This window comes from Pseudomonas sp. PDM22, from assembly GCF_014851965.1.
GTDB lineage: Bacteria > Pseudomonadota > Gammaproteobacteria > Pseudomonadales > Pseudomonadaceae > Pseudomonas.
Map to the genome: position 1 here is coordinate 467,310 of NZ_JACVAR010000002.1, position 23,696 is coordinate 491,005.

Annotated in this window: 21 protein-coding genes; 8 read left to right on the forward strand and 13 right to left on the reverse strand. The window is 67.0% G+C overall.

Annotation, left to right across the window (positions count from 1 at the left end):
- The first annotated feature begins 74 nt into the window (after positions 1-74).
- From IB255_RS07740 to IB255_RS07750, 3 genes are read left to right on the forward strand one after another with little or no spacing between them, the layout of a single operon-like run.
- Positions 75-1,436 carry a TolC family outer membrane protein gene (locus tag IB255_RS07740; protein ID WP_045209747.1) on the forward strand — a complete coding sequence of 454 codons (1,362 nt, stop codon included), beginning with the start codon at positions 75-77 and terminating at the stop codon, positions 1,434-1,436.
- A gap of 21 nt (positions 1,437-1,457) precedes the next feature.
- The gene (locus tag IB255_RS07745; protein WP_081517609.1) at positions 1,458-3,614 is read left to right on the forward strand and encodes a type I secretion system permease/ATPase; all 2,157 of its coding nucleotides are present in this window, start codon (positions 1,458-1,460) and stop codon (positions 3,612-3,614) included.
- Entirely contained in the window at positions 3,604-4,974 is a 1,371-nt protein-coding gene (locus IB255_RS07750) for an HlyD family type I secretion periplasmic adaptor subunit (RefSeq protein ID WP_081517610.1), read from the forward strand. Before IB255_RS07745 ends, IB255_RS07750 begins: the two co-directional genes overlap by 11 nt.
- A gap of 344 nt (positions 4,975-5,318) precedes the next feature.
- Here the strand turns inward: IB255_RS07750 and IB255_RS07755 are convergent, their stop codons facing one another.
- From IB255_RS07755 to IB255_RS07780, 6 genes are all read right to left on the reverse strand, one after another.
- Positions 5,319-5,960: an NAD(P)-dependent oxidoreductase gene (locus tag IB255_RS07755; protein ID WP_081517611.1), complete on the reverse strand. Its 642-nt coding sequence runs from the start codon at positions 5,958-5,960 to the stop codon at positions 5,319-5,321.
- 130 nt (positions 5,961-6,090) lie between these two features.
- Entirely contained in the window at positions 6,091-6,723 is a 633-nt protein-coding gene (locus IB255_RS07760) for a potassium channel family protein (RefSeq protein WP_177429481.1), read from the reverse strand.
- Positions 6,724-6,793: 70 nt separating this feature from the next.
- Positions 6,794-7,678 carry a 3-hydroxyisobutyrate dehydrogenase gene (mmsB, locus tag IB255_RS07765; protein ID WP_081517613.1) on the reverse strand — a complete coding sequence of 295 codons (885 nt, stop codon included), beginning with the start codon at positions 7,676-7,678 and terminating at the stop codon, positions 6,794-6,796.
- Positions 7,679-7,852: 174 nt separating this feature from the next.
- Positions 7,853-8,956: an enoyl-CoA hydratase/isomerase family protein gene (locus tag IB255_RS07770; protein WP_081517614.1), complete on the reverse strand. Its 1,104-nt coding sequence runs from the start codon at positions 8,954-8,956 to the stop codon at positions 7,853-7,855.
- A gap of 10 nt (positions 8,957-8,966) precedes the next feature.
- Positions 8,967-9,785: an enoyl-CoA hydratase gene (locus IB255_RS07775; RefSeq protein WP_081517615.1), complete on the reverse strand. Its 819-nt coding sequence runs from the start codon at positions 9,783-9,785 to the stop codon at positions 8,967-8,969.
- Positions 9,786-9,927: 142 nt separating this feature from the next.
- Entirely contained in the window at positions 9,928-11,091 is a 1,164-nt protein-coding gene (locus IB255_RS07780; protein WP_017516638.1) for an isobutyryl-CoA dehydrogenase, read from the reverse strand.
- Positions 11,092-11,261: 170 nt separating this feature from the next.
- Between IB255_RS07780 and IB255_RS07785 the strand changes: the two genes are divergently transcribed.
- Positions 11,262-12,140, forward strand: coding sequence for an AraC family transcriptional regulator (locus IB255_RS07785; RefSeq protein WP_081517616.1), 879 nt, complete (start codon positions 11,262-11,264; stop codon positions 12,138-12,140).
- Position 12,141: 1 nt separating this feature from the next.
- Here IB255_RS07785 and IB255_RS07790 read toward each other — a convergent pair whose 3' ends face one another.
- Positions 12,142-13,389 (reverse strand): ABC transporter substrate-binding protein, encoded by a 1,248-nt coding sequence (locus IB255_RS07790; RefSeq protein ID WP_081517617.1) that lies wholly within the window; start codon positions 13,387-13,389, stop codon positions 12,142-12,144.
- 209 nt (positions 13,390-13,598) lie between these two features.
- On the opposite strand from IB255_RS07790, the gene IB255_RS07795 reads away from it, so the two are divergent.
- The gene (locus IB255_RS07795) at positions 13,599-14,162 is read left to right on the forward strand and encodes a hypothetical protein (protein WP_081517618.1); all 564 of its coding nucleotides are present in this window, start codon (positions 13,599-13,601) and stop codon (positions 14,160-14,162) included.
- A 54-nt stretch (positions 14,163-14,216) separates the two neighbouring features.
- Entirely contained in the window at positions 14,217-14,909 is a 693-nt protein-coding gene (gene ung / locus IB255_RS07800) for a uracil-DNA glycosylase (protein WP_081517619.1), read from the forward strand.
- A gap of 77 nt (positions 14,910-14,986) precedes the next feature.
- Here the strand turns inward: ung and IB255_RS07805 are convergent, their stop codons facing one another.
- From IB255_RS07805 to IB255_RS07820, 4 genes are read right to left on the reverse strand one after another with little or no spacing between them, the layout of a single operon-like run.
- On the reverse strand, positions 14,987-16,507 hold the full coding sequence (locus tag IB255_RS07805; protein WP_192210020.1) for a tripartite tricarboxylate transporter permease: 1,521 nt from the start codon (positions 16,505-16,507) through the stop codon (positions 14,987-14,989).
- A 10-nt stretch (positions 16,508-16,517) separates the two neighbouring features.
- Positions 16,518-16,985: a tripartite tricarboxylate transporter TctB family protein gene (locus IB255_RS07810; protein ID WP_081517621.1), complete on the reverse strand. Its 468-nt coding sequence runs from the start codon at positions 16,983-16,985 to the stop codon at positions 16,518-16,520.
- 49 nt (positions 16,986-17,034) lie between these two features.
- Positions 17,035-18,012, reverse strand: a complete 978-nt coding sequence (locus tag IB255_RS07815; RefSeq protein ID WP_081517622.1) for a Bug family tripartite tricarboxylate transporter substrate binding protein — start codon at positions 18,010-18,012, stop codon at positions 17,035-17,037.
- A gap of 29 nt (positions 18,013-18,041) precedes the next feature.
- Positions 18,042-19,331 carry an OprD family porin gene (locus IB255_RS07820; protein ID WP_151189620.1) on the reverse strand — a complete coding sequence of 430 codons (1,290 nt, stop codon included), beginning with the start codon at positions 19,329-19,331 and terminating at the stop codon, positions 18,042-18,044.
- A gap of 286 nt (positions 19,332-19,617) precedes the next feature.
- On the opposite strand from IB255_RS07820, the gene IB255_RS07825 reads away from it, so the two are divergent.
- Positions 19,618-20,289: a response regulator gene (locus IB255_RS07825; RefSeq protein ID WP_192210021.1), complete on the forward strand. Its 672-nt coding sequence runs from the start codon at positions 19,618-19,620 to the stop codon at positions 20,287-20,289.
- Positions 20,282-21,688 (forward strand): sensor histidine kinase, encoded by a 1,407-nt coding sequence (locus IB255_RS07830; protein ID WP_192210022.1) that lies wholly within the window; start codon positions 20,282-20,284, stop codon positions 21,686-21,688. The genes IB255_RS07825 and IB255_RS07830 overlap by 8 nt, the downstream gene beginning before the upstream one ends.
- Positions 21,689-21,743: 55 nt before the next feature.
- On the opposite strand, the gene IB255_RS07835 is transcribed toward IB255_RS07830, so the two are convergent.
- Both IB255_RS07835 and IB255_RS07840 read right to left on the reverse strand, forming a co-directional pair.
- Positions 21,744-22,580 carry an HDOD domain-containing protein gene (locus IB255_RS07835; RefSeq protein WP_081517625.1) on the reverse strand — a complete coding sequence of 279 codons (837 nt, stop codon included), beginning with the start codon at positions 22,578-22,580 and terminating at the stop codon, positions 21,744-21,746.
- A gap of 45 nt (positions 22,581-22,625) precedes the next feature.
- A complete protein-coding gene (locus IB255_RS07840) occupies positions 22,626-23,561 on the reverse strand; it encodes a YgfZ/GcvT domain-containing protein (protein ID WP_192210023.1) in 936 nt (311 codons plus the stop codon).
- Between the last annotated feature and the right edge of the window lie 135 nt (positions 23,562-23,696).

A 23,696-nucleotide genomic window follows, 5' to 3' on the forward strand; every position in this document is an offset into this window, starting at 1 on the left:
TTCGCCGGTCTTTTGACGCTCCCTAGCGGCAATCGAATCGCTGCGGCTATCTCACTGATAAGGATGTTTTCCTCATGCGCATGCGATTCGCTCAAGCCGTGCCCTTCGCCCTGGCTTTCGTCATTCCCGTTGCTCTGCCGGTGCAGGCCGACACCCTCAACCAGGCCATGCAGAAGGCCCTGGAGTACCACCCGGAAATCCAGGCCGGGGTGAACTCGCGTCTCGCTGCGGACAAGCAACTGCGCGCTGCGAAAGGTGGCTACCTGCCGTCCGTCGACCTGACCGCCGGTTACGGCCGTGAAGGCTCCGACAACACCACTACCCGTGGCCAAGGCGACCACTGGGACACGCTGAACCGTGGCGAATCCAACCTCGCCCTGCGCCAGATGGTGTTCGACGGCTTCGCCACCTCCAGCGAAGTCGGCCGCCAGCAGGCCAACGTCAACTCCCGCGCCTACGCGCTGCTGGGTACCTCCGAGCGCACCGCGCTGGACGTCGCCCAGGTCTACACCGACGTGCTGCGTCGCCAGGAGATGGTTCGCCTGGCCGAGGACAACCTGAAGAATCACCAGCGCGTCTACGACCAGATCAGCCTGCGCAGCTCCCGTGGCGTCGGCCGACTCGCCGACCAGGACCAGGCCGAAGCCCGTCTGGCCCAGGCGCAGAACAACCTGATGACCGAGAAGACCAACCTGGCCGACGCCCGCACCAACTACTACAGCGTGGTGGGCAGCGACCCGGTGGAGCTGAGCGAGCCCACCGGGCTTGTCGGCCAACTGCCGGAAGACCTGCAGGCCGCCCGTCGCCAACTGGTCGAGAACAGCCCGATCCTGCGCTCCGCAGAATCCGACGTGGCCGCCGCCGAGAAGCAGTACGACGCTGCGAAATCGACCTTCTATCCGAGATTCGATGCAGAACTTTCCCGAGGTGCCGATAACAACCTCGACGGAGAAGAAGGCCACAACAACGAATGGCAGGCCATGCTGCGCATGCGCTACAACCTGTTCGCCGGTGGCAGCAACAAGGCCGAGCTGGAAGCCAAGTCCTATGAGGCGAACCAGGCCCTGGATATCCGCAACAACGCCCTGCGCCAGTTGAACGAGGAACTCGGATTGTCCTGGAACGCCCTGAACAACGCCCGTGACCAGCTGCCGATCGCCCGCCAGTATGTGGACTACAGCACCCGTGTGCGCGAGGCCTACCAGAAGCAGTTCACCATCGGCGAGCGCACCCTGCTCGACCTGCTGGACAGCGAGAACGAACTGTTCAACGCTTCGCGCCGCCTGGTCGACCTGAAGTACACCGAGCTGTTCACCCAGTACCGCATCAAGGCCACCCTGGGCGAACTGCTCAAGAGCCAGGGCGTGGTCGCGCCGATGGCCGCAGTGGCGTCCGAAGACATCAAGCCGAAAGTCCAGCTGCCCGGCCTCAACTAACCTGCCCGAGAGAGCATCCGCGTGGATCAAGAAGTCAGCGAAGTACCCCTAAGCCACGATCCGCGCGGTCTGCTGGATGACCCGCTGCTGGACAGCCTACTGACGCTCTGTCAGCTGCACCAGAAGCCGGCCAGCCGCGCCATGCTCACCAGCGGCCTGCCGCTGCCCGGCCAGCGCCTGTCCGCCGAGCTGCTGCCCCGTGCGGCGGCTCGCGCCGGCCTGCAGGGGCGCCTGCTGCAGCGCAAGCTGGAGCAGATTCCCGCGCTGGCCATGCCTGCCATGCTGCTGCTGCGCGAAGGGCGTTGCGCGGTGCTGCTGGGGTGGGAAAACAACGGCGATGCGCGCCTGCTGCTGTCCGAGAGCGACGGCGGTGAAGTACGCGTCACCCGCGAGCTGCTCAGCGAGGACTACGCCGGTCAGGCCTTCTTCGCCCAGCCGCAGCACAAGTTCGACCTGCAGCACGGTGAGCTGATCCCGCGCGCCAAGAGCTGGTTCCGCGACACCCTCAAGCGCTCGCGCTGGCTCTACGTCGACGCCGTGGCCGCGAGCCTGCTGATCAACCTGATCGCCCTGGCCGCGCCGCTGTTCGTCATGAACGTCTACGACCGCGTGGTGCCCAACCAGGCCGCCGCCACCCTCTGGGTGCTGGCCATCGGCATCAGCGGCGCCTACCTGTTCGACCTGCTGCTCAAGACCATGCGCGGCCTGTGCCTGGACCTGGCCGGCAAGAAGACCGACCTGATCATCTCGGCGACGCTGTTCGAGCGCATCGTCGGCATGAGCATGAAGTACCGCCCGGCACGGGTCGGCTCGTTCGCCCAGAACATCCACGAATTCCAGACGCTGCGCGACTTCCTCAACTCGCTCACGCTCACCACCCTGATCGACATGCCGTTCACCCTGCTGATCCTGCTGGTGATCGGCATCATCGGCGGGCCGCTGGTGTTCGTCCCGCTGATCGCCTTCCCGCTGGCCGCAGGTCTTGGCTGGCTGCTGCAGAAGCCGCTGGTGGAGACCATGAACCGCACCATGGCGCTGGCCGCCGAACGCCAGTCGAGCCTGATCGAGACCCTCGCCAGCCTCGACGCGGTGAAGGTCAACAACGCCGAAAGCGAGCGCCAGTACCTCTGGGAGCAGACCATCGGCACCCTCAGCCGCCTGGAGCTGCGGGTCAAGCTGCTGTCGACCCTGGCGATGAACATCACCGTGCTGATCCAGGCGCTGGCCGGGGTCATCATGATCATCGGCGGCGTCTACCTGATCATCGCCGGCGACCTGTCCATGGGCGGCCTGATCGCCTGCTATATGCTCAACGGCCGCGCCCTCGGCCCGCTGACCCAGCTCTCCGGGCTGATCCAGCGCTACCAGCAGGCGCGCCTGTCCATGGCCACCACCAACCAGATGATGGAGCTGCCGCAGGAGCGCAACGCTGACGAACGTCCGCTGACCCGCTCGCAACTGCGCGGCGGCATCGAGATGCGCGGCCTCGACTTCGCCTACCCGAACCAGCAGGTGGCGGCGCTGCATGGCATCAACCTGCAGATCCGCGCCGGCGAGAAGATCGGCATCATCGGCCGCAGCGGCTCGGGCAAGAGTTCACTGGCCAAGCTGATTGTCGGTCTGCACCAGCCCGAGAACGGCAATCTGCTGGTGGACGGCGCCGACGTGCGCCAGCTGGACATCAGCGAGCTGCGCCACAACATCGGCTACGTGCCTCAGGACATCAGCCTGTTCAGTGGCACCCTGCGCGACAACCTGGTCAGCGGCGCGCGCTACATCGATGACGAGCGCGTGCTGGAAGTAGCCGAGCTGACCGGCGTGAACGAGTTCGTCCGCCTGCACCCGCAGGGCTACGAACTGCAGGTCGGCGAGCGCGGGCACAATCTTTCCGGCGGCCAGCGGCAGAACGTCGCCCTGGCCCGCGCGCTGCTGCTCGACCCGCCGATCCTGCTGCTGGACGAACCCACCAGCGCCATGGACAACGCCGGCGAAGAACGCCTGAAACAGCGCCTGCAAGCGATCATGGGCGAGAAGACACTGCTGCTGGTCACCCACCGCGCCTCCATGCTCAGCCTGGTGGACCGCCTGGTGATCATCGACAAGGGCCGCATCATCGCCGACGGTCCGAAGGACGTGGTCATGGATGCACTGAAGAAGGGGCAGATCAGTGTCGCTTAATCCTCTGGGCAGTATCCGCCACTCTGTCCGTGGCTATTTCAAGGGCGGCGACAACCTCTCCGGCCAGCCGCTTCCGGAGGTCAGCAAGGCGCTGATCGAGGACGCGCCGCGGGTGGTGCGCCTGACCATCTGGATTCTCATCGGCTTCGTGGCCTTCCTGCTGCTCTGGGCGCACTTCGCGCAGATCGACGAAGTCACCCGTGGCGAGGGCAAGGCGATTCCCTCGTCAAAGGTGCAGAAGATCCAGAACCTGGAAGGCGGCATCGTCTCGCAGATCTTCGTCCACGAAGGGCAGGTGGTGCAGGCCGGCGAGCAGCTGATGCGCCTGGACCCGACGCGCTTCCAGTCCAACGTCGGCGAGACCGAGGCCGACCGCCTGGCGATGTTCCTGCGCGTGGAGCGCCTGTCCGCCGAGGTCGAGGACCGCGCTCTGAACATCCCCGACGACGTGCGCGCCAAGGCTCCGGGCCAGGCCAGCAGCGAAGAAGCGCTGTTCCACAGCCGCCAGCAACAGCTCAAGGACGAAACCGACGGCCTGCAGCAGCAACTGGTGCAGAAGCAGCAGGAACTGCGCGAGTTCATCTCCAAGCAGGCGCAGTACCGTAACAGCCTGAACCTGCTGCGCCAGGAGATATCCATGTCCGAGCCGCTGGTGGCCCAGGGCGCGATGTCCCAGGTGGAACTGCTGCGCCTGAAGCGCGGTGAAGTGGAGAACCGTGGCCAGCTCGACGCCACCACCCTGGCGATCCCGCGTGCCGAAGCGGCCGTGAAGGAAGTGGAGCGCAAGGTCGCCGAGACTCAGTCGCGCTTCCGCAGCGACGCGCTGAAAGAACTCAACGAAGCCCGCACCGAACTGAGCAAGGCCACCGCCACCGGCAAGGCGCTGGAAGACCGCGTCAGCCGCACCCTGGTCACCTCGCCGGTGCGCGGCATCGTCAAGCAGCTGCTGGTGAACACTATCGGCGGCGTGATCCAGCCGGGCAGTGACCTGATCGAGATCGTCCCGCTGGACGACACCCTGTTGGTGGAAGCGCGCATCCGTCCGCAGGACATCGCCTTCCTGCGTCCCGGCCAGCATGCCATGGTCAAGTTCACCGCCTACGACTACACCATCTACGGCGGCCTGCAGGCGGACCTGGAGCAGATCGGCGCCGACACCGTCACCGACGACGACGGCAACAGCTTCTACCTGATCAAGCTGCGCACCCGCAAAAGCCACCTGGGCACGGACGACAAGCCGTTGCTGATCATCCCCGGCATGATCGCCACCGTGGACATCATGACCGGCAAGAAGAGCATCCTCAGCTACCTGCTCAAGCCGATCCTGCGGGCCAAGGCGGAGGCGCTGCGCGAGCGTTGATTGCCGCGCGGGACCAAACGAAACGGGCCACCCAAGGGTGGCCCGTCTTGTTTTTACGCACCGTAGGAGCGGACCTTGTCCGCGAAATCCAACGCGGCGGAATTCGTTGCTTGCAGGATCGCAGGGCGGATAACGCGCCAGCGCTATCCGCCGCGCGGGAATCGGCGGATAACCCGTTCCGGGTTATGCGCCCTACGCGTCTACCGCAGTTCCCGGAGGACGCTTGCGTAGGACGGGTGGAGCTTGCGATACCCATGCAGGTGCGCGGGGTCGATGGGTATCGCTGCGCTCCACGCCATCCTACGTTTTGGCTTGAACGTGGCCCATGGACCTATTCGGTTCCATCAATAAGCCACGGTAAACCGCTGCTGGTGATGGTTGGCCTGCTCGGCCTCGTCGATCATCGCCACCGCCAGGTCCGGCAGGGAGATGCGGCTCTCGCCATTGCCGTCGAACAGTACCTGGTCGCCGCCAATGCGGAAGCTGCCGCTGCGGGTCTCGCCGTCGAGCAGCATGGCCGGGCTGAGGAAGGCCCAATCCAGCTCCTTCTCGCCACGCAATTGATCCAGTGCGTCGGCGGCGCCGAGTGCGCCCTGCTTCCACTGCTCGGGGAATTCCGGGCTGTCCACCAGGCGCTGGCCGGGAGCGATCTCCAGGCTGCCAGCGCCGCCGAGCACCAGCAGGCGTTTCACGCCGGAAGCCTTAACCCCGTCGAGGATGGCGCGGCTGCCGTTGGCGTGGGCCTCGCGGATATCCGGGTTGCCCCAGCCGGCGTTGAACGCGCTGACCACGACGTCCTGGCCAGCCACGGCACGGGCGGCCTGGGCCGCGTCGAAGACGTCGGCCTGGATCACCTTGAGGTGGTCGCGCGCCGGCAGTTTCGCCGGGTCGCGCACCAATGCGGTGACCTGATGGCCTCGGCGCAGGGCCTCTTCGAGGAAGTAATGGCCGACGTGGCCGGTGGCGCCGATCAGGGCAATGTTCATGGAATCACCTTTTCGTGGGAGGGAGTGCCGCGCCTGGCTGTGCAGGGTTGGCAGGTGATTCATCTTCGGCCGGCGACCGCCGGCGATAAAGACCGGCTGACGCCATGCACTCGTAAGCCCGGCTTCACAATCAGTCCTTGCTGTCGTCGCTCATCAGGCTCAGCCCCCGCGCCACCGCCAGCGCGATGAACAGCGCGCCCATGATCGCTTCGCTGCCCGCCAGCAGGCGCGCCAGCGGGTTCACCGGGACGATGTCGCCGTAGCCGATGGTGGTCAGGGTGATCATGCTGAAGTAGATGAAGGCATCCAGATGCAGGGCTCCGTTGTTGGTCTGGAAGCTGCCCGGCCTGAGGTCCTCGATCAGGTTATAGGCCAGGGCGAAAGACAGGGCGAAGTTCAGGTACAGGGCGCAGAGCCCGTAGAGCAGCTCGCGGGTGACGGGGCGTTCCTGGGTGACGCGGCGGAACAGTGCGACGACCAGCAACTGAATGAAGATCAATTGCGGAATACCTCGCTGCAGTGTGGGGTGCACATGCCACGCGGCGGGGGCGAACAGCATGAACAGGCTGAGCACACCCATCACGCTGATGAAGCTGAAAAGCACGCTATGGCTGCGGACGGTGTTCAGGCCAGCCAGCACCATCAGCAACAGGCTGCACAATTCCAGCAGCGGGTTGGGCGATGGGAAAGCCAGGACGACCAGCAGCAGAAGGATGCTGTTGAGCAGAAGACGAAAGCGATAGCGCAGCAGGAATGAGTTCAAGGCCGATGGCCCTCTGTCCTTCAGGGGAGGCCAGTCTCGGCCGGGACACACGAGCGCACCATGCCTGTACCTAGGAATCGAACAGCTTCTGCACGACGGAAAAGTCCTGTTCTCCATGGCCCTGTTTCACCAGCAGCCGGTACATCGCCAGTGCCAGGCTGCCCATGGGCGTGCTGTTGCCACTGACCTGCGCGGTCTCCTGCGCCAGACCCAGGTCCTTGGTCATCAGCGCGGCCATGAAGCCGCCGGTATAGCCGCGCGAGGCGGGGGCGTTCTCCATCACGCCGGGCCACGGGTTGTACACCTCCAGTGCCCAGTTGCCGCCGGAGCTGCGCCGCATGATCTCCGACAGCACTACCGGGTCCAGGCCATTGGCGGCGCCCAGGGCGAGGGATTCGGCGGTGCCGATCATCAGCACGGCGAGCAGCTGGTTGTTGCATACCTTGGCCACTTGCCCGGCACCGTCGCCGCCAGCGTGGAAGATATTGCGGCCCATGGCTGAGAACACCGGGCGCGCGCGTTCGAGCACCTCGGCGTCACCGCCGACCATGAAGGTCAGGGTGCCGGCGATGGCGCCGCCAGTGCCGCCGGAGACGGGAGCGTCGAGCAGGGGGATATGCCTTTCGGCCGCCGCCTGATGCACCTTGCGCGCCGAGGCCGGGGCGATGGTGGAGCACTCCAGCACCAGGGTGCCGGGGGCGATGTGCGCGAGCAGGCCTTCGTTGCCGAGGTAGAGGCCCTCGACGTGCTGGCTGGCCGGCAGCATGGTGACCACCACGTCGGCGCCGTCCACTGCGTCATGGGCGCTGCGTGCGGCACTGGCGCCCTGGGCGATCAGGCCGTCGATGGTGCTCTGCACCAGGTCGAACACGCGCAGCAGGTAGCCGGCCTTGATCAGGTTGGCGGCCATGGGGGCGCCCATGTGGCCGAGGCCGATGAAGGCGATGGTTTGCATGCTGGTTTCCTCCTGTTGGACCACAGAACACGCCAGCGCCAGCAGACCGCACTCCCAATCCGAGGCGGGTAGCGGTTCGCGTAGGGCGTATAACGCGCCAGCGTTATCCGCCGCTCGGTCGGCGGCGGATAACCTGTTCCAGGTTATGCGCCCTACGCTGCTCAGGGAGGGCGGTTACAGGTCCGCCAGCGGATGCTCGCCCTCCCAGGTCGCGTCGAAGTGCGCATTCACCACAGCATCAGGTATGGCAGCGATATCCGGCCAGTGCCAGTGCGGGGTGTTGTCCTTGTCGATCAGCCGGGCCCGCACGCCCTCCGGGAATTCCGGGTGGCGACAGCAGTTCAGGCTCATCGCGTATTCCATGCGGAACACCTCGGCAGTCGACTGATGGCGCGCGCGGCGGATCTGTTCCCAGACCAGATGGGCGGTCAGCGGGCAGCCCGAGGCGAGGGTCTTCGCTCCGCGGGCGATCAGCGCGTCCTCGTCGTTGACCAGCGCGGTCAGTGCGTTCCAGGCCTCGGCGATATTGGCGCTGTCGAGCACCGCATCCAGGCGTGCGCGGCGCGGCAGCAGCTGGGCTTCGGGCATCTCGCCACGGGCTTCGTGCTCCAGCGCCTGGAGCAGGCTGTGCAGCTGCACGTCAGCCTGTTCGCGCCAGTTCAGTTGCACCAGGCCTTCGATCAGGTCGTCCTGCTGAGTGTCGAGCAGGAAGCGGTCGGCGAGGTCCAGGTCCAGCGCGTCGCGGGCGTTCATCTGCGTCGCGGTCAGCCCGAGGAACAGGCCAAGGCGGCCGGGCAGGCGGGCGAGGAACCAGCTGGCGCCGACATCCGGGTACAGGCCGATATTCACTTCCGGCATGGCCAGGCGGCTGCTCGGAGTGACGATGCGCACGCCGGCGCCCTGCATCAGGCCCATGCCGCCGCCCATGACGTAGCCGTGGGCCCAGCAGATCAGCGGTTTGGAATAGGTGTGGATGAGGTAGTCCAGGCGGTACTCGTCGGCGAAGAAGCGGCGCGCCAGTTCCGGCACCTCGCCGGGCTTCTCGCGGCAGGCATCGACCAGCTTGCGCACGTCGCCGCCGGCGCAGAAGGCCTTGCCGCCGTTGCCACGCAGCACCACGCAGGCGATCTGCGCGTCGTCCTGCCAGACGCGCAGCTGGTGGTTCATCGCCTCGATCATCGGCAGGCTCAGGGCATTCAGGCTCTTCTCCGCGTCCAGCGTCACCACGCCGATGCGGAAGCCGTGCAGGCCGGGGCGTTCTTCGAACATCACATTCATGGTCAGGGCCTTATTGGTTGCGCCAGTGCGGGTCGCGTTTTTCCAGGAAGGCGTTCACGCCCTCGCGGGTGTCGTCGGCGTCGAACAGGTCGACGAAGCGTTCGCGCTCCTCCGGCAGCCAGGTGGTCGGGCCGCGCTCGCGGGCGCCCTGAATCAGCGGCTTGATGGTGCGCACCGCCACCGGGCTCTGCCGCGCGACCTTGGCCGCCAGCAGCAGGGCGGTGCCGCGGGCTTCGCCGGTATCGACGACCTGCTCGATGAGACCGATGCGCAACGCGGTGTCGGCATCGACACGCTCGCCGCAGAGGATCATGCGCTTGGCCCAGCCTTCGCCGACCAGCCACGGCAGCGCCTGGGTGCCGCCGGCGCAGGGCAGCAGGCCCACGGTGGCTTCGGGCAGGGCCATCTGCGCCTGGCGCTCGGCGATGCGGATGTCACAGGCCAGGGCACATTCCAGGCCGCCACCCATGGCGTAGCCGTTGATCGCGGCGATGGATACGCCACGGAAGTCGCGCAGCGTCTCGAAGGCTTCACCGAAGCGGCGGGCCATCTCGCGGGCGCGGGCCTTGTCGCCGTCGGCGAACATGTTCAGGTCGGCGCCGGCGGAGAAGAATTTCGGGCCCTGGCCGGTCACCACCAGGGCGTAGATATCGTCGTCGCGGTTCAGGTGCTCGACCACCTGGCGCAGGCCGATCAGCGAGTCGCGGTCCCAGGTGTTGGCCGGCGGGTGGTTGATGGTGATCAGCGCGGTGTGCCCGTGTTTTTCCACGGTCAGCTTGTGGGTCAGGTCGAAGACTCCGGGCTTGTAGGGTTCGAGGGCGTTGCTCATGGGCATCTCCTTGTCGGTGTCGCCAGCGGGCGGGCGTATGGGCATGGACTCTAGGCGTGCGCGGCAGGGCGAGTCCATGTCCGATCTGTTCGATTGCGCCCGCGTGGGCGGGCGGTTTTTCCAGTGATTCGTTGCGGCCGGGTCAGAGCAGGCGGTCCAGCATTCCGCCCTGTTCCAGCAGGCGCCGGGCGACGATCACCCGCATGATCTCGTTGGTGCCCTCGAGGATCTGGTGCACGCGGCTGTCGCGCACCCAGCGCTCCAGCGGGTAGTCGTTGAGGTAGCCGTAGCCGCCGTGCAGCTGCAGCGCCTCGTTGCACAGGGCGAAGCAGCGGTCGGTGGCGAAACGCTTGGCCATGGCGCAATACAGGGTCGCCTCGCCGTCCTTGTGGTCCAGCTTGTGCGCGGCCAGGCGCACCATCTGCCGGCTGGCAGTGAGGTCGGTGAGCATGTCGGCGAGCTTGAACTGCAGGGCCTGGAACTCGGCCAGCGCCTTGCCGAACTGCTTGCGCTCCTCGACGTAGCGCAGCGACTGTTCCAGTGCCGCCTGGGCCGCGCCGAGGGAGCAGCTGGCGATGTTCAGGCGGCCGCCGTCCAGGCCCTTCATGGCGTAGACGAAACCCTGGCCCTCCGGGCCGATACGGTTGCCGGCAGGGATGCGCACGCCCTCGAAGGTGATGGTGCGGGTCGGCTGCGCCTTCCAGCCCATCTTGTCCTCGTTGCGGCCGTAGCGGATGCCCTCGGCGTTGGCCGGCACCAGGAAGCACGAAATGCCCTTGGCGCCTTCCTCGCCGGTGCGCGCCATGACGATCAGCACGTCGGTGGAGCCGGCGCCGGAAATGAAGGTCTTGGCGCCGTCGAGTACGTAGTCATCGCCGTCGCGTTTGGCGCGGGTGCGCAGGCGCGCGGCGTCGGAGCCAGCGTCCGGCTCGGTCAGGCAGTAGGAGGCCAGCAGCTCGCCGCCGATCAGCCCCGGCAGCCACTGCTCCTTGAGCGCGGCGTCGCCGAAGCTTGAGAGCATCCAGCTGGCCATGTTGTGGATGGTCATGTAGGCGGTGGTGGCGACGCAGCCTGCGGCCAGCTGCTCGAAGATCAGCGAGGCGGACAGGCGCGACAGGCCCAGGCCGCCGTCTTCCTCGGCGATGTACAGGCCCAGGTAGCCCTGTTCGGCGGCGCGGCGGATCACTTCCACCGGGAAGTGGTGCTGGCGGTCCCAGTCGGCGGCGTGGGGCGCCAGTTCGCGGCTGGCGAAGGCGCGGGCGCTCTCCACCAGCAGGCGTTGTTCTTCGGACAGATCGAAATGCATGCAGCTACCTCTGTTTGTTCTTGTCGGCTACCGCTTCGCGCTCGTGGCGCGCTTCTTGGGCTCTTGGGTAAAGAGTCCTTCGGTTATAGCCGTTGCGCCATCGGCTGTGGATTGACGATCTTGTGCTGGGGATGGACGATCTTGGTATTGCCGATCCCGGATTCGTGCCCATGTCCCGTCCACTGATCTCTACCTGGCCGCTGCCGCAGCAGGGCGTGCGCTTCATCACCCCGCCACGCCTGCGCCGCGCGCTGGATCGCCATCCGCTGGGCCAGGCCTGCTATCCGCTGGCGCTGGGCTACTACCCGGCAGCGGTAGGGCATCGCATGGAGCGGGAAGACCCGGACGATCACCTGCTGATCTACTGCAGCGCAGGGCTCGGCTGGCTGGAAACGGCGGATGGACGATTCGAGGTCGCCGGCGGTGATCTGCTGGTGCTGCCCAAGGGCCGCGCCCACGCCTATGGCGCTGACCTGCAGCAACCCTGGTCGATCTTCTGGGTGCACCTGGAAGGCCGGCTGGCCGAGGACTTTCTGCGCCCGCTGGGCAAGTCGCCGCGCCTGCGCGTGGGCGTGCAGCCGCGCATTCTCGGTGAGTTCGATGCGCTGTTGGCGCTGCGCCGGCAAGGCCTGAGCCTGCCGCACTTCATCCATGCCGCCCACCTGCTGCAGAGCCTGCTGACCTCGCTGGCCCTGCGCCCGGCGCGGGCGCGGCTGAAGTCCGGACGGGTGCTGGACGTGGAGGCGGTGCAGGCGATGATGCGCGAGCACCTGCACGATGCGCTGAACCTCGACGAGCTGGCGGCGCAGTTCCGCCTGTCGCGCTTCCACTTCGCCAAGACCTACCGCGCGCTGACCGGCCAGGCGCCGATCCAGGACTTCATCCGGCTGAAGATGACCCACGCCTGCCGGCTGCTCGACCAGGGCAACCTGGAAGTACGCCAGGTGGCTGAGCAACTGGGCTACGCCGACCCGTACTACTTCTCGCGGCTGTTCAAGAGCGTGGTGGGCATGGCGCCCAGTCACTACCGGGCGCTGCACACCGGCTGAGTCATTGCAGGGTCAGCGGCTTGCCTGCGGCGCTGCGTTCGGCCTGCCATTCGGCGAGGGAGGGGGCCGCCTCGGGGCCGTCCATGTGCTCGACGATCTCGAAGTAGTCCTGGTGCAGCGGGCTGCGCATCACCTCGTCGCGCGGCTTCACCTTCACCACGTAGACACGCTGGATGTTCTGGTGGTCGAAGTCGCGCCATTGCTGCTCGCCCTTGAGCAGGCTGTAGCGATGGCCTTCCAGCGCCTTGACCAGCGCGTCGCTGTCCAGGCTGCCGCTGCGCCGGGCGGCGTCGGCCCACTGGTAGACGATGCTGTAGGCCGAGGCGGCGGAGCTGGCGGGGTAGACGCCGTAGCGCTGGGTGAAATCGCGCACGAAGGCCTGGCCGCGCGCCGAGCCTTCGCGCTCAGGGACCTGCCAGGTCCAGGGTTCGGTGCCGATCACGCCCTGCATCAGGCCGGGCCCGGCCAGCTCGACCATGCTCTGGGTGAGGTTGGGCGCGATGATCTGGTGGTTGCGCGTCAGGCCCAGTTCATCGGCGATACGCATGGCATGCACCAGGTCCTCGCCGAACAGCGCCAGGACCAGCACGTCCGCCTTGCTCGCAGCCGCCTGGGTCAGCGCATCGCGGTAATCGGAAAGGCGTGCGCCGGGAAAGGGCACCTTGATCGACGGGTGCCGGGCGGCGTCTTCGGTGCCGGTGTAGTGGCGCAGCGAGCTTTCGGTGGTCAGGCCCCAGGTGTAGTTGGCGGTGACGTAGAAGTAGCGCTTGCCCGGCAGCGTGCGGCCCAGGTAGTTGCCCAGCGCGCGGGCACTCATCCAGGCGCTGTTGCACTCGCGGAACATGTAGCGCTGGCCGTCCTTGCCGGTGGTGTCGTTGGAGTAGGTGAGGGTGCCGAAGTACAGCAACTTCTTCTGCGCCGCCCGTTCTCCGGCGGCGATGGCTACCGCGCTGGAGGCGCCGCCGAAGAACATCGCCGCACCGTCGGCGGCCATGGCGTCGATATTGCGCAGGGCCTTTTCCGGGCGCGAGGCGTCGTCCTTGCTCAGCAGATGCAGCGGCCGGCCGAGCACGCCGCCCTGGGCGTTGATCTCGTCGATGGCCAGCAGCGCGCCGCGCATCTGCGCGAGGCCTTCTTCCTTGTAGGAGCCGGTGCGGGGGTAATTGAGGCCGAGGTTGATCGGTTCGGCGGCTTGCGCCAGGCAGCTGAAGGCAGCCACCAGCGAGAGTGCGGCAGTCAGAAAGCGCATGTTCGTTCCCTGTTGTTTTTATTGGCGGGTGAAGCGAAGAGGGGACTGTGCACAGACTGGCCGGCCACTCCCATTGGCCTTTGGTCGAATCCGGACCTGGTCGATGGACGCAGGATGGCGCGCGGCGTCGCCTGCGCTGGCGTGCTCGACCGTGCGCGCAGCGGCGGGGCTCGCTAGTCTGCGCCGATGACAAGAAGAAGGACTGCCCCATGTTGCCCGTGATCGCCGAACTGCTGCTCACCCTGGCCTGCACCATCGCCGCCTGGCTCGCCCTGCGCGAGCAGATGGGCTGGCGCGCGCTGGGCTTCCTGTCCATGGGTATCGCGGCGCTGCTGGGCGCGCTGGAGTATGGCGGCGTCGTGGCATTGTCTGAGGCGCATCATTTGGCGAGCGTGGTGTCCGGCGCCATAGGCCTGCCGTTGATCGCGCTCGGGCGTCTGTCCGGCGGGCCCGGCCGGCAAGTGATGGTGCTGGTGATCGGCGTGCTGCTGGTCTTCCTGGCGCAGCTCTCGCTGGTGAGCAACCTGATCGCCTTGCTGGTCATCGCCTGGCCCGGTCGTTCCCGGCGCTATTCGCTGGCGCTGCTTGGCGCGCTGCTGTTCATCGGTAGCGGCCTGCTGATCGGCACCCGTGGCGAACTGGCCGGCGTGCCGCGCCGCGAGCTGTTCCACCTGGGGCTGACGGTCGCCGTCTCGGTGTGGATTCTGGCTGGCCTGGGCAGTGGTGCACCGCGCTTGCCGGGCTCCTGGGCGGTGCGGCACAAGTCGCCTTGACTTGGCCGGGGCGCTTGCTTAGCGTGCCGGTTCGTTTCACCAGGCAGATGCACCATGACCAATGACGACCGGATCAAGCTGGAACCCAGCTGGAAAGAAGCCCTCCATGAGGAGTTCGAAAAACCCTACATGAAGCAGCTGGGCGAGTTCCTGCGCACGGAGAAGGCCGCCGGCAAGGTGATCTTCCCGCCCGGCCCGCTGATCTTCAACGCGCTGAACACCACGCCGCTGGAGCGCATCAAGGTCGTCATCATCGGCCAGGACCCGTACCACGGCCCGGGCCAGGCCCATGGCCTGTGCTTCTCGGTGCAGCCGGGCGTGCCGACGCCGCCGTCGCTGCAGAACATCTATAAAGAGCTGCAACGCGACCTCAACCTGCCGATCCCCAGCCACGGCTACCTGCAGCACTGGGCCGAACAGGGCGTGCTGCTGCTCAACACCTCGCTCACCGTCGAGCAGGCCCGCGCCGGCTCCCACGCCCAGGCAGGCTGGGGCCCGTTCACCGACAAGGTGATCGAAGTGGTCAGCCAGCGCTGCGAGAACCTGGTGTTCCTGCTCTGGGGTTCCCACGCACAGAGCAAGCAGAAGCTGATCGACGCGCAGAAGCACCTGGTGCTCAAGTCCGCGCACCCGTCACCGCTCTCGGCCTATCGCGGCTTCCTCGGCAACGGGCACTTCAGCCGTACCAACAAGTTCCTCGAACAGCACGGTCTGACGCCTATCGATTGGTCGCTGCCGCCGCTTTAACCGCCCCAAAAAAGAGGCCCGCACAAAGGCGGGCCTTGAAAATCGCCGCGCGTCTCGACGCGGCGAGCGTGGTTGCTTTACGCGGCGTCAGCCACGGCCTCGCGGGAACGGCGGGCGCGCTTGCGCCAGGCGCGGTACAGCGGCAGGCCGAGCATCAGGGCGACCAGTGCCCAGGTGCCGATGGCGATGGGGCTGGACCAGAGGATGCCCAGTTCGCCGTTGGAGATGGACAGCGCGCGGCGCAGGTTCTGTTCCATCAGCCCGCCGAGGATGAAGCCCAGCAGCAGCGGCGACAGCGGGAAGTCCAGCTTGCGCAGGATGTAGCCGAGGATGCCGATGGCGACCATCAGGAACAGGTCGAAGGTGGTGGCGTGCACGGCATAGACGCCGATGGCGGTGATGATCGCGATGCCCGGCACCAGCGCCCAGTTCGGCACCGAGAGGATGCGGGTGAACACCCGCACCATCGGCACGTTGAGGATGATCAGCATGACGTTGGCGATGAACAGCGAGGCGATCAGGCCCCAGACGATGTTCGGCTGTTCCTGGAACAGCAGCGGGCCGGGGGTGATGTTGTACAGGCTGAGCGCGCCGATCATCACCGCGGTGGTGCCCGAACCGGGTACGCCGAGGGTCAGCATCGGCACCAGGGCGCCGCAGGCGGAGGCGCCAATGGCGGTTTCCGGGGCGGCCAGGCCGCGCAGGTCGCCCTTGCCGAACTTGCCGGTGTCACCGGCCAGCTTCTTCTCGGTCATGTAGGCCACGGCGCTGGCCAGGGTCGCACCGGCGCCGGGCAGCACGCCCATGACGAAGCCGAGCAGCCCGCAGCGGACGTTGATCACGGCCACCGAGGCGGCTTCCTTCATGTTGAACAGCATGCGCCCGCTGGCCTCGACCATCTTGTGGCCGTGGTGGGTCTTCTCCAGCAGCAGGAGGATCTCGCTCACCGAGAACAGGCCCAGCACCAGCACGACGAACTGGATGCCGTCGGAGACGTGGATGTTGTCGAAGGTGAAGCGGTACACGCCGCTGTTGGCGTCGATCCCGACGCTGGACAGGAACAGCCCGAGCAGCGCCGCCAGCAGGGTCTTCAGCGGCCGGTCGCCGGCCAGCCCGCCGAGGGCGACGATGGCGAAGACCATCAGTACGAAGTATTCCGCGGGGCCGAAGGCGATGGCCCATTTCGCCAGCAGCGGGGCGAACAGCACCATGCCGCAGGTGGCGATGAAGGCACCGATGAACGAGCTCCAGGCCGACAGCGACAGGGCCACGCCGGCCAGGCCGTTGCGTGCCATGGGGTAGCCGTCGAGGGTGGTCATCACGGTGGAGGCTTCGCCGGGAATGTTCAGCAGGATCGAGGAAATCCGCCCGCCGTATTCGCAGCCCAGGTACACGGCGGCCAGCAGGATCAGCGCCGACTCCGGCGGCAGGCCGAGGGCGAAGGCCACCGGGATCAGCAGTGCCACCCCGTTGATCGGGCCCAGGCCCGGCAGCAGGCCGACGACGGTGCCGATCAGGGTGCCGATCAGCGCGGTGATGAGGTTGTACGGGCTCAGGGCGACGCCGAAGCCCTGTCCGAGATAGCTCAAAGTTTCCATGACGAGTTCCTCAGAGCAGGGGGTCGAGGATGCCCAGCGGCAGCGGGACGTCCAAAGTGCGGTCGAACAGCACGTAGAGGCCGATGGCGAGCAGCGTCGCGGTGATCACGCTGGCCACCGGGCGGCCGCCGTAGATCAGCGCGATGAAGGTGCCGATCATCGCGCTCGCCGGGATGAAGCCCAGCGGCTCGAACAGGCCGGCATACACCGCCAGCAGCACGACGCAGAGCACCACCTTGCCCAGCAGCGCGCCTTCCAGCGCGGGTTCGTCTTCCTCGCGCTTGATCGGCGTGGGACGGGCGATCAGCCAGGCCAGGCCCACGGCCATCAGGCCCAGGCAGAGCAGCGGGTAGGCGCGCGGGCCGACCGGTTCGTAGGAGAAGGGCGCCTGGAGCTGCCAGGCGATCAGGGCGAAGGCGACGCAGGCGAACAGCCAGGCGCCGGCGAACAGCCGCTGGAAGAGGCTGGTACGGGACATGGGGAGTCTCCTGGCGCCGCCTTCGCGGAAGACGGCGCCGCTCGGGGCGTTACTGGATGAGGCCGAACTCGCGGGCCAGCTGCTTGTACTGGGCGACCTGCTGCTTCACGTAGGCGTCCAGTTCCGGGCCGGTCATGGCGAAGGGGAACAGCTCGCGCTGGTCGCGCAGCCTGGCGAAGTCTTCCGAGGCCAGCAGCTTGTCGAAGGAGGCCTTCCAGAACTGGTAGTCCTCTTCGCTCACCTTCGGCCCGACGTAGAAGCCGCGCACCACTGGCCAGACGATGTCGAAGCCCTGCTCCTTGGCGGTCGGGATGTCGGCCATGCCTTCATCCTTCAGGCGCTCCTCGGAGAACACCGCGAGGATGCGCATCTTGCCCGCGCGGATGTGTGGCATGGAGTCGGAGATGTCCGTGCTGCCCACCTGGATGTGCCCGCCCAGCAGCGCCGTGGCGATCTCGCCGCCGCCTTCCAGCGCGACGTAGCGCAGCTGCTTCGGGTCGATGCCGGCGGCCTTGGCGATCAGCGCGGTCTGCATCCAGTCCTGGCTGCCGACGGTGCCGCCGGAGCCGATCACCACCTTGCCCGGGTCGGCCTTGAGCGCGGCCACCAGGTCGCCGAGGTTCTTGTACGGCGAGTCGCTGGGCACCGCGATGGCCCCGTAGCTGGTGCCCACGGCGGCCAGCCACTTCACGGCGTTCTCGTCGAAGCGGCCGAACTTGCCCTGGGCCAGGTTCAGCAGCGAGCCGCTGGAGAAGGCGGTGATGGTGTTGCCGTCGGCCGGACGCTGGGCGACCACCGCGTTGTAGGCCACGGCGCCGACGCCGCCGGGCATGTAGGTGACGCGCATCGGCTTGGTCAGCAGTTTCTCGTCCACCAGGGCGCTCTGCGCCAACTTGCAGGTGAGGTCGAAGCCGCCGCCGGGGGATGCCGGGGCGATGCATTCCGGGCGCTTGGGCTCGGCCATCAGTTGGCTGGCGGCGAGCAGGGTGGCGCCGGCGAGGGTCAGGTTGCGCAGGACGGTGGTCATGGTGCGATGCCTCTCTTGTTGTTGTCGGTTTACCAGATCGCCAGGGAGTAGCTGAGGTAGATACGCGTCTCGTCGGCGTCCCGCGCGAAGCTGGAACGGTAGGTGGCGTTACGCACGCGCACCGCGACGTCCTTGAGCGGGCCGCTCTGGATCACGTACTTGATGTCGGTGTTGCGCTCCCATTCCTTGCCGTGACCGTCCATGCCGTTGATTTTGGCATTGTCACCGCTGATGTAGCGATTCATCAGGGTCAGGCCGGGCAGGCCGAGGCCGGCGAAGTCGTAGTCGTGGCGGACCTGCCAGGAGCGCTCATCCGTCTCGGCGAAGTCGCCGACCTGGACGAAGTTGACGAGGTAGGGGTTGCTGCCGTCGATGTAGGGGAAGGCGCTGTCGCCGCTCATCTGCTGCCAGCCGAGGCTGAACTTGTTGGCGCCCAGGGCGTAGCCGAGCATGCCGTTGAAGGCGCGGTTGTCGATCTCGCCGCCGCGCGCCTCGCCCTGGTCGTCACTGATGGCCAGGCGCACATCGGCGCTGAATTTTCCGGGGCCCAGCGGGTAGCTGGCGAGCAGGCCGACGAAGTGCTGGCGGTAGACCTCGTCCAGCTGCGCGTAGTGGTAACGGCCGGTGAGGTTGTCGGTGAACTGGTAGTCGCCGCCGGCCAGGTCGTAGTGCTTGCCCTCGGCGCTGCCACCGGAGAAGCGGCGGTTCTTGTTGTTCAGCGCCAGGTCGGTGAAGTCGGTGGAGTCGCGGTCCTTCACTTTCTCCAGGCGCCCGCCGGTGAAGTTCAGGCCCGGCAGGTCGGTGGAGTTGAGCAGGCCGCCCTCGAAGGTCTGCGGGAACAGGCGGCTGTCGTTGGGCTGCAGGGTGGGCAGGTCGGGGATCAGGCTGCCGATCTTCAGCTCCGTCTCGGAGGCCTTGAACTTGGCGGTCAGGCCGAGCTTGCTGTACTCGTCGGCGGCGCGGCCGTCATCGTGGGTCGGCAGCAGGCCGGTGCCGGTGCGGTCCGGGGAGGAGTCGAGCTTCAGACCGAGCATGCCCATGGCATCCAGGCCGACGCCGATGGTGCCGGGGGTGTAGCCGGACTGGAAGTCGAGGATGAAACCCTGCGCCCATTCTTCGCGCTTGGACTGGCCGGCGCCGTCGCGGAAATCACGGTTGAAGTAGATGTTCTGGGTGCTGAGCGTGGCGCTGCTGTCTTCGACGAAGCCGGCGGCTTCGCACAGCGGGGCGACCCCGGCGAAAGCCAGCAGGGCGGGAGTCAGACAGCGGGAGTTGGGCTTGGAAAAAGCCGGTGCAGCCAAAGGCCGGGCGGTGGGCATCTGTGGTCTCCGTTCTTGTTGTTGTCGCGAAAGGGCACCACGCCGCCTTCCGCTCTGTTGACGGTCTTTGCCGTCGTCGAGTCCGCTGCTCCCGCCGTTGCGCCTGGGCAGTCGGCGCTGAAATATTCGGGGTTGGGAGGCGGCTCGTTGGCGATGCTAACGGGCTAAGCTTTCGCCAGGCTTTCAGTCGCCTTTCGCAGTGATTTCAGCGAATTTCCCCCATTCACAGTGGCGCGCGGATGGGTAAACTGCCGGCCCGAACCTGTAGTCCGAGGGGTAGAAACGCGTGCGAATCCTCCTGGTTGAAGACCATCCGCAACTCGGCGAAAGCGTCGCCCAGGCGCTCAAGGGCGCCGGCTGGACCGTGGACCTGCTGCAGGACGGCGTGGCCGCCGACCTGGCCCTGGCCAGCGAGGACTACGCGCTGGCGATCCTCGACGTCGGCCTGCCGCGGCTGGACGGCTTCCAGGTGCTGGCGCGCCTGCGCGAGCGCGGCAAGACCCTGCCGGTGCTGATGCTCACCGCCCGTGGTGAAGTGCGCGACCGCGTGCACGGCTTGAACCTGGGCGCCGACGATTACCTGGCCAAACCCTTCGAACTCACCGAGCTGGAAGCACGGGTGAAGGCCCTGCTGCGCCGCAGTGTGCTGGGTGGCGAGCAGCAGCAGCGCTGTGGCGAGCTGGTCTACGACCTCGGCGCGCGGCGTTTCACCCTGACCGAGCAGGCGATGAACCTGACCTCCCGCGAGCAGGCCGTGCTGGAGGCGCTGATTGCTCGTCCGGGGCGGGTGATGAGCAAGGAGCAGTTGGCGGCGCAGGTGTTCGGCCTGGACCAGGACGCCAGCGCGGACGCCATCGAAATCTACGTCCACCGCCTGCGCAAGAAGCTCGAAGGCAGCTCGGTGCGCATCGTTACCTTCCGCGGCCTGGGCTATCTGCTCGAGGCCCAGGATGGCTGAATGGCGCTGGGTGCTTCCCGGCACGGGCAGCCTGCGCGGGCGCCTGCTCTGGCGCCTCGGCGGGCTGCTGCTGGTGCTGCTGCTGATCGGCAGCGCGGCCACCTACTGGCGTGCCCGGCACGCGGCCGACATCGCCTATGACCGCACCCTGCTGGCGTCGGCGCGGGACATCGCCGACGGCCTCTACGCCAGCGACGGCACCCTGCGCGCCAACGTGCCCTACGTGGCGCTGGACAGCTTCGAGTACGACAGCGCCGGGCGCATCTTCTACCAGGTGATCGATCCGCAGGGGAAGATGATCTCCGGCTACGAGAACCTGCCGGCGCCACTGCCGACCACGCCGCGCACCGACGATTACCCGGCATTGGCCAAGTTCTACGACGCCACCTACGAAGGGCAGGGCGTGCGGGTGGTCAGCCTGCTGCAGCCGGTGAGCCAGCCGACGGTCAACGGCATGGCGGAAATCCGTGTCGCCGAAACCATGGGCGCCCGCGAGCGGCTGGCGCGCAACCTGCTCGCCGATACCCTGCTCAACCTCGCGTTGTCGGCCATCGCCGCGCTGATGATGGTCTGGTACGCGGTGAGCGCCGGCCTGCGCCCGCTGGACCGTCTGCGCGAGGCGGTGGAGGAGCGCCAGCCGGACGATCTGCGGCCGTTGCCGGAAGTCCGCGTGCAGAAGGAGCTGCGCCCACTGGTAGCGGCGCTCAACCACTTCACCGTGCGCCTGCGCGGGCTGTTCGACCGCCAGTCGCAGTTCATTGCCGAGGCGTCCCACGAGCTGCGTACCCCACTGGCAGCGCTCAAGGCGCGGCTGGAGCTGGGCCTGCGCGAGCAGGACCCGCAGCAATGGCGTGCGACGCTGGTCGACGCCGTGCAGAACACCGACCGGGTGACCGGGCTGGCCAACCAGCTGCTGTCCCTGGCGCGGGTGGAAAGCGGCGCTCGCGCCATCGCCGAAGGTGCGGGGGAGCGCCTCGAGCTGGGCCAACTGGCCCGCGAGCTGGGCCTTGCTCTGGCGCCGCTGGCGTATTCGCGCGGTGTGGCGCTGGCGCTGGAGGCGGACGAGCCGGCCTGGGTGAAGGGCGATCCGACCCTGCTCAACGAACTGCTCAGCAACCTGGTGGATAACGCCATTGCCCATGCCCCGGCGGACGGCAACGTGATCATCCGCGTGCGCTCGCCGGCCGAGCTGGAGGTCGAAGACGACGGCCCCGGCATCCCGCCGGAGGAACGCGACAAGGTGTTCCGCCGCTTCTACCGCCGCCGCCAGCAGGGCACCGGGCTGGGCCTGGCCATCGTCGGCGAGATCTGCAGTGCGCATCGTGCGCGCATCGAGCTGGGCCAGGGCGAACTGGGCGGGCTGCTGGTGCGGGTGACCTTCCCGGCGGAAAACGCCTGAGCCATAAAAACGAAACCCGCCGGTAAGGGCGGGTTTCGGGTGGTACGGCGTGAACTTACTGCAGCATGCTCATCGCCGCTTCCATGGCGGCGGAGAGGTCTTCGTCTTCCTTCACGTCTGCCTTCGGGTCCAGGCCCAGTTTGGCGAAGGCCGGAATGGTCGCCCAGTCCAGTTCGGTGTAGGGGTGCTGGCTGCCCAGGTAGCTCTGCAGGGTGGCTACCTGGACGATGTCCACGTAGTCGACCTTGGCCGAGTCGCGGCTGAAGTCCAGGTGCTGGCCCGGCACGGCGGCGATCGGCGCCGGGAAGTCCCAGGCCTTGAGGATGCGGTCGCCGATGACCGGGTGGATGCGCTCGATCACATGGTTGAGGCTGATGGAATCGGCCAGCAGTTCGCTGTGCTCCTCGGCGTAGGTGAGGATCGGCAGCACGCCGATCTGGTGCACCAGGCCGGCCAGGGTCGCCTGATCCGGCGCCAGGCGGGTGTAGTGGCGGCACAGCGCGTGGCAGATGCCGGCGATCTCGGTGCTCTTGTTCCACACCTCGCGCATCTTGCGGTCGACCACGTCGGAGGTGGCCTGGAACATCTGCTCCATGGCAAGACCGGTGGCCAGGTTGCAGGTGTAGTTGATCCCCAGGCGGCTGATCGCCATCTGCAGGTCGGTGATTTCCTTGTTGGTGCGCAGCAGCGGGCTGTTCACCACCTTGATGATGCGCGCGGTCAGGGCAGCGTCGTTGCCGATCACCTTGGCCAGATCCTGGATGCTGATGTCCGGGTCTTCCGCCGCTTCACGGACGCGCAGGGCGACTTCCGGCAGCGTCGGCAGCACCAGCTCATCGTTGTCGATGGCCCGCAGCAGTTCCTGTTGTACTTTTTCGGCAAGCTTGCTCATGAAGTGTCCTTCAGGGAAAGCCGGGCTCCCCGCCCGGCACGAAATTCAGCGCTGGATCTCGCGGTCGCTGTCCAGAACGTAAGGCAGGTCCAGCAGACGCAGGGGCTGGTCCTCGCCCAGGCGCACGTTGCCGTCGGCAGCGGCGTCGTCCTGCAGCACAGCGAGCAGCTCCACGCCATCGGCCGCGCGGGCGGCCAGTACCACTTCGCCGACGCTGGTGGAATGCACCGGCGAGAACAGCTCGCGGCCCGGCTCCGGCAGTTCGGCACCATCGAGTTTCAGGCGCTGCAGGCGGCGCTTGAGGCGGCCCAGGTACTGCATGCGCGCGACGATTTCCTGGCCGGTGTAGCAGCCCTTCTTGAAGCTCACGCCGCCTACGGCCTGCAGGTTGATCATCTGCGGGATGAACAGCTCGCGGGTGGCGCCGAACACCTGGCCGACCCCGGCGCGAACCTGGCCGAGCAGCCAGTCGTTGAGTTCGGCGTGGGGCAGGCGGGTCTGCAGCAGGTCGGCGATGGCGGCGGCGCGTTCGGCCGATGCCCAGAGTTCGACGCGGCCCTGGCCGAGACCGATGGCGATCAGGCCCTCGACCCGCGCTACCTGGTCGGCTTCGCCGGAGAGGCTCAGGCCCAGTTCGGCGAGGACAGCGTCCGCACCGCTCAGGCCGAAGCGCGCCCACTGGGTGCTGTCATCGGAGAGGGTGGCCTTGGAGAACACCGCGTACTTCTTCAGGTCCGTCAGCTGGCTGTCCAGCAGGTCGTTGGCCATGGCCAGCAGGAAGCCTTCGCCTTCGGCGAGGATGCGGAAGCTGGAGGTCATGCGGCCCTTGGGCGTGCAGCGGGCACCGAGGCTGGAGTATTCGGCGTTCAGGTAATTGAGGTTGCAGGTCAGCTGGCCCTGGAGGAATTTGGCGGCGTCCGCGCCACGGACGGCGAGAATCCCTTCGTGATTGAGTTCGGTGTAGAAAGCAGAGTCGGTCATCACGATTCGCTGGAAGAAAGTTAGGGGCCTCATGATAGAGCTCAGGCCCAGCCTTGTCAGCGGGTGCCGGGTGAGCCGAGCATGCGTATAATGCCGCTCGGCTCGCGCCGTCCGTCGACTTCGCGAGCGTTCCGA

Coding starts and splice junctions, on each gene's coding strand:
- IB255_RS07755 (WP_081517611.1), bottom strand. CDS start 5,960: ATGAACATTGCCCTGATCGGCGCCACCGGCCACGTCGGCCATTACTTC.
- IB255_RS07810 (WP_081517621.1), bottom strand. CDS start 16,985: ATGTCCCGTACCAGCCTCTTCCAGCGGCTGTTCGCCGGCGCCTGGCTG.
- IB255_RS07790 (WP_081517617.1), bottom strand. CDS start 13,389: ATGCGCTTTCTGACTGCCGCACTCTCGCTGGTGGCTGCCTTCAGCTGC.
- IB255_RS07785 (WP_081517616.1), top strand. CDS start 11,262: ATGTCCCGTCCACTGATCTCTACCTGGCCGCTGCCGCAGCAGGGCGTG.
- IB255_RS07835 (WP_081517625.1), bottom strand. CDS start 22,580: ATGAGCAAGCTTGCCGAAAAAGTACAACAGGAACTGCTGCGGGCCATC.
- IB255_RS07820 (WP_151189620.1), bottom strand. CDS start 19,331: ATGCCCACCGCCCGGCCTTTGGCTGCACCGGCTTTTTCCAAGCCCAAC.
- IB255_RS07840 (WP_192210023.1), bottom strand. CDS start 23,561: ATGACCGACTCTGCTTTCTACACCGAACTCAATCACGAAGGGATTCTC.
- IB255_RS07740 (WP_045209747.1), top strand. CDS start 75: ATGCGCATGCGATTCGCTCAAGCCGTGCCCTTCGCCCTGGCTTTCGTC.
- ung (WP_081517619.1), top strand. CDS start 14,217: ATGACCAATGACGACCGGATCAAGCTGGAACCCAGCTGGAAAGAAGCC.
- IB255_RS07805 (WP_192210020.1), bottom strand. CDS start 16,507: ATGGAAACTTTGAGCTATCTCGGACAGGGCTTCGGCGTCGCCCTGAGC.
- IB255_RS07770 (WP_081517614.1), bottom strand. CDS start 8,956: ATGAATGTGATGTTCGAAGAACGCCCCGGCCTGCACGGCTTCCGCATC.
- mmsB (WP_081517613.1), bottom strand. CDS start 7,678: ATGCAAACCATCGCCTTCATCGGCCTCGGCCACATGGGCGCCCCCATG.
- IB255_RS07795 (WP_081517618.1), top strand. CDS start 13,599: ATGTTGCCCGTGATCGCCGAACTGCTGCTCACCCTGGCCTGCACCATC.
- IB255_RS07775 (WP_081517615.1), bottom strand. CDS start 9,785: ATGAGCAACGCCCTCGAACCCTACAAGCCCGGAGTCTTCGACCTGACC.
- IB255_RS07780 (WP_017516638.1), bottom strand. CDS start 11,091: ATGCATTTCGATCTGTCCGAAGAACAACGCCTGCTGGTGGAGAGCGCC.
- IB255_RS07815 (WP_081517622.1), bottom strand. CDS start 18,012: ATGACCACCGTCCTGCGCAACCTGACCCTCGCCGGCGCCACCCTGCTC.
- IB255_RS07830 (WP_192210022.1), top strand. CDS start 20,282: ATGGCTGAATGGCGCTGGGTGCTTCCCGGCACGGGCAGCCTGCGCGGG.